General features: G+C 41.2%; 4 protein-coding genes and 2 pseudogenes. 5 read left to right on the forward strand and 1 reads right to left on the reverse strand.

Features of this window, described 5'->3' with window-relative positions; all coding sequences use genetic code 11:
* The coding region (locus AABK37_RS40405) for a tetratricopeptide repeat protein (RefSeq protein ID WP_432557010.1) at nucleotides 1-1,232 on the forward strand (1,232 nt) is incomplete at its 5' end.
* Nucleotides 1,233-1,533: 301 nt separating this feature from the next.
* On the opposite strand, the pseudogene AABK37_RS40410 reads toward AABK37_RS40405, so the two are convergent.
* Nucleotides 1,534-1,629 (reverse strand): annotated as a pseudogene (locus AABK37_RS40410) (ABC transporter permease); the annotation flags it as partial.
* A gap of 221 nt (nucleotides 1,630-1,850) precedes the next feature.
* Here AABK37_RS40410 and AABK37_RS40415 point away from each other — a divergent pair.
* From AABK37_RS40415 to AABK37_RS40430, 4 genes and pseudogenes are all read left to right on the forward strand, one after another.
* Nucleotides 1,851-2,867 (forward strand): helix-turn-helix transcriptional regulator, encoded by a 1,017-nt coding sequence (locus AABK37_RS40415; protein ID WP_432557011.1) that lies wholly within the window; start codon nucleotides 1,851-1,853, stop codon nucleotides 2,865-2,867.
* Nucleotides 2,868-3,137: 270 nt separating this feature from the next.
* Nucleotides 3,138-3,383 carry a hypothetical protein gene (locus AABK37_RS40420; RefSeq protein WP_432557012.1) on the forward strand — a complete coding sequence of 82 codons (246 nt, stop codon included), beginning with the start codon at nucleotides 3,138-3,140 and terminating at the stop codon, nucleotides 3,381-3,383.
* A gap of 83 nt (nucleotides 3,384-3,466) precedes the next feature.
* On the forward strand, nucleotides 3,467-4,231 hold the full coding sequence (locus AABK37_RS40425) for a TonB-dependent siderophore receptor (RefSeq protein WP_432557013.1): 765 nt from the start codon (nucleotides 3,467-3,469) through the stop codon (nucleotides 4,229-4,231).
* Nucleotides 4,232-4,265: 34 nt separating this feature from the next.
* Nucleotides 4,266-4,666: pseudogene (locus tag AABK37_RS40430) on the forward strand (transposase); the annotation flags it as partial.
* Nucleotides 4,667-4,876 lie beyond the last annotated feature (210 nt).

A 4,876-nucleotide genomic window follows, 5' to 3' on the forward strand; every position in this document is an offset into this window, starting at 1 on the left:
TTTATCAACAATTAGGACTAGAAAAAAATGTCGCTAATCTGTGGTATTGGCTTGCTGCTTGCTATCGAGAATGGGGCAAATACGAGCAAGCTATTGAGTGTGAAAACCAAGATTTAGCCATTCGTCAGCAGTTGGATGACCAAGTTAATATCGCTGATGTCTACTTTCAACTAGGAAGGATTTATCAAGCTTGGGGTAAATACGAGCAATGTGTAAATTACTATCAACAAAGCCGAGAAGTTTATCAACAATTAGGACTAGAAAAAAATGTCGCTAATCTGTGGTATTGGCTTGCTGCTTGCTATCGAGAATGGGGCAAATACGAGCAAGCTATTGAGTGTGAAAACCAAGATTTAGCCATTCGTCAGCAGTTGGATGACCAAGTTAATATCGCTGATGCCTACTTTCAACTAGGAAGAATTTATCAAGCTTGGGGTAAATACGAACAAGCTGTAAATTACCATCAACAAAGTCGAGAACTTTATCAACAATTAGGACTAGAAAAAAATGTCGCTAATCTGTGGTATTGGCTTGCTGCTTGCTATCGAGATTTAAAAGACTATACAAAAGCGATTGAGTATTACCAACAAAGCCTTACTCTGCATCAACAGCTAGGTCAGGATGAGAGGGTGGCTATGCGTCGTCGGCAAGTAGCTTGCTGTCAAGCTTTATTAGTAAAAAATATCTCTAATTCAACAGAAGCCTCTGACCTAATAGCACAGGCTGAAAAAAATATCCGCCAAGCTATAAAAATAAATACCGCAGGCAAATATAAAGAAAATCTTGCCTACGACTACACCTCTTTTGGTTTACTCTACTCACAACATCTACGGCTCTCACTTAGCGACGACTTGTTAATACAAGAACAGATTGCTTTTTTTGAGAAATATTACCACAGAGGCTTAACCTACCTTGATGAACTGGGGCAAACAGTAGATAAAGCCAACGAAGCCCTCAAAATAGCTCGTGCTTACCTAGAGGTGCAAGTTCTAGAAAATCTTGACCGTAGCGAAGAAATCGCTCAAGAATGTCTGCAAATTTTTCAAGAGTATAACCGCCGAAAACTGGAAGCCTCTGCACACAAGCTTTTAGGCGAAATATACCTGAAACGTACCCAGCAAAATCAGCCAGGTGCAGAAGCGATTGCTACTAAATTTTTAGCTAAAAGTTTACAAATTTACAAAGATTTAGACTTACTAGAAGAAGCTGCGGAGGTAGAGCAGTTGATATAACAAGTGCCAAAGTGGTTAGGATGTAAAGCGCAAAACATCTGAGTGGGGCATCTCGTAAACAATCAAACTGATCCAGTTTTTTGCAGATTCGACTCTTTAACCAAGACTCTTCTTTGCTCAATTTCAGTAAATCAAAAAGTTTTTATCCAAGAGAGCGATCGCTAACATTTCGTAACTTCAGATACTTTTTTGCTCAACTATCTTATCCCTCTTTTGTCACTTTCGTTACTAGAATAATCTAAAACTCCTAGTAAAGTTTTTCTTAAGGTCTTTGCATGATTAATTGTATATTTTTTATATTTTAACGTTTGGGTGCATCGCCAAACTTAATCAAAAGCGCGATCGCTCTGACAACTAAAATTATTGCCATACTTAAAGCTGAACCAAACCCCCACGGGTGGTTCCGAGAAACTAAGTGTAAATTAACCGCACGGCAGCTTATTCAGCTAGATGGTTGCGGCTAAGAAAGCAGTAATTTGTTTAGTTTATCCTTGCTGATAGACCTAGAAACGCTAAATAGACTAGATTCTTCGTCACCTACTTAACTTTAAATAATAATATTTTTCATTAATTATCCCTATAATAATTTTTTACTAAGATTGATAGCGCCAGACAACGATGATGAAAATCATTAAAGATACTGAGTTTGATGAACTGTGCAAAGCAAGTTACCAGAAGGGAGAGGCTATTTACTACGAGAATGATTATGAACAAAGCGGTGAAGTACCACCACAGTTTGGAAGAGCAGGTCATCAGTTCATCAAGCTTCGCAACGGACTCGATATCCAGCGATATTATGGTGAGTTTCGGCAACCGTTAAACCTGGATAGGGAGCATACTGAGTCCATACCCTTGATCTCAAAGTTCTATCTGTCAGGCAGTTCTAGAGTACTTTCTCCAGGGTTCAAAGGTGTTAAAGATGACTATGAAGAGATTTCTGGTCATAACTATTTGTACTATCTTCCAGATATGCGGGAAATTGAACAGTGGCGCTTAGGACAACAGATTCAGGTCATCATGATCTGTATGACACTCGACTGCATCAAGTCGTTTAGTCAAGGTTTAGAACCATTCCCCAATAAGTTGCAGCAATTGCTTGAAGGCAAGGAGGTACAGCGTTTTCACCAACCTCTTGGCAGAACAAACCGCGCCATGCAACAGATACTGCACCAAATTCTGAGTTGCCCTTATCAAGGATTGATCCGGCAGATGTATCTTGAAGGCAAAGCTTTAGAACTGGTGGCGATCCAGCTAGCGCACTGGAGTGAAGACGAGAAAAAATACAATACCGTAACCGTTTTGCGACCAGATGACATTGAGCGGTTGCATCAGGCAAAGGATATTTTAATACACAACTTGAACAGTCCCCCATCTTTATTAGACTTGGCACGACAGGTAGGATTGAACGATCGCAAGCTGAAAGAAGGTTTCCTTTTAGTTTTTGGTACTACTGTTTTTGGGTATTTTCAGACACATCGTATGCTGCAAGGCAAACAACTTTTGGCAGAGCGATCGCTCTCGGTGGCTGGGGTAGCTCACGCGGTTGGATATACCAGTCCCAGCCGCTTCTGCGATGCCTTCAAACGACAATTTGGTATTACTCCCAAAGCTTATCAGATTCGCCTGTATTCCTAGTAGTGTGTCAATCAAAGTTTGCTTTCTTTAAGTAACGAACCGCAGAGCGACAGAGAACGCAGAGGAAGAGAAGGAGAAAAAGATTCACCAAAATTGGTAAGCCAAGCATTGTTGTGTGACGGACTACTAGTCTTGTGCAAAGTCCGGATCGGGCAAAAAAAAGTCCGTTTCGGGCAAAAAGTAAATGCTTCCACCACATACACTTCAATATTAAACTAAGTTTTTTGATAATTATTCCTGGCAATATTGCCAGCCAAATTGGTGTGTAGAGTGATGTGGAAGCAACAGCAATTGCTGATTTTGACCGCGATGGCAGGAGTGCTGATTGCCCAGTCTGCCTGGGCATCAGAAAGTAGAGATGGGCTTATTTGTCGTTCTATTACAAAAATTTCTCGCCTGCGTGAACTGGATCGTCCTGCTACCACCGTGAAAGAGTGGCTCTCCCAATCTTCCACTCTTGATTCTCCAGTCCAGGTAAAGGGTGTACGCCTGAACCAAGTCACTAATGGTTTTTAGTTGTTATAGAAACCACAGAGGGGACAAAACTACAAGTTACCACTCTTACCGAGGGAAATTCAGCGATCGCCACAATTAATGCTGTGTTGGTGCTACCTCGCCTTGATATTTCTGGTCCGTTGACTTCAGATGGCAGTTTGCTCTACCGATTAAATGCGTTGTACCAAAAAGGTGAAAGTTTTCAGGACTTTGATACAGATATTGAGCGCTTCTTTGTTTCGCCTGTATTGAGTTGGCAGATTGGAAAACAGACAGACCTCACCGTTCAATTGCAGTATTACCATGATCGGCGTCCATTAGATAACGGAATTGTTGCTTACGCAAATCGAGTTGCTGATGTTCCTCGCGATACTCCTTCGGAGTCACTTCGTGAACGCATTACTGGTGAACCCGATGACTCGGTTGAAAGCGACTCTATAGATGTCGGGTATGATTTGGAACATCGTTTTAGCAAAAACTGGACACTCCGCAATGCATTTCGATATGTCAGTCGGAACTTCTTAAATAAAGGTTTTCTTCCTTTTGAGTTTGATGAATCCACTGGTGTTGTAACTCGTTACGCTGGTCAGCAAGACATTGACTCTCAAAGGTACTCATTGCAATCTAATTTAGTGGGTAAATTTGCTACAGGGTCGATACAACACACGCTCTTGTTTGGTGTCGATCTCAACCGCTCTGAATTTAAAGAGTTTACAGGACTTGATTTCTTCACACCAGCGCTTTTAAACATCTTTGACCCCGTTTATGGGGTTTCTAGACCGACTCAATTACCGCTTGCCAGAAATACTCAGGATCGCCAAGACAGGTTAGGTGTTTATCCCTTTTTTGTCACTCTCGCAGGAGTATAATTAAGGGCGATCGCGTTCATGTTACGCAGAGAGTATGGTTGAGCCTCGCCGAAGCGCGCCCACAGTAAAATTTGTGGACGAATACTGTCAGTTGTATCAAAAGCTATTTCCACTTATTGAGAAGCTTTGAAGCCTTTAAATATCTTCATGTAGGAATGGTGTCACCAGATAAAGCGTTTTACGCTGCCAGCGCGATCGCGCTCATTTGTAGGATTAGAAAATCATCAATATGCAGCATCATTTCTTAACGGAATCACCGTGGTCAGCAGCAGAGTTAAGAAGGCAGAGATTAGAATTAATTTTACTCGTGCTACAAGGACGACCGATAGTTTTAATCATTGATGAAACAGCAGATAAGAAAAAAGGAAACAAGACCCGAGGCGGAGCGTCTCCGGCTTTGCAGATTATGTCAAACGGCAGTATATAGTCAACTTGGTTCACGATCGCCTTCTTTCTTCGTGAATTAAATTCCCACCACAATTCCGTTTCTAATTTCTCATTACATCCGTGGTGGAATAATGGGAATGGTTGGAATAGCATTTTTAATAACCGGCGGTTTGATAATTCAACATGAGTGTACTATTTAACCTGATTAAACCTTGGCTAAAAGTCTACACGATTCCTCAATTATAGTCGTGGATTTTT

Source organism: Tolypothrix sp. VBCCA 56010 (assembly GCF_050875635.1).
GTDB lineage: Bacteria > Cyanobacteriota > Cyanobacteriia > Cyanobacteriales > Nostocaceae > Hassallia.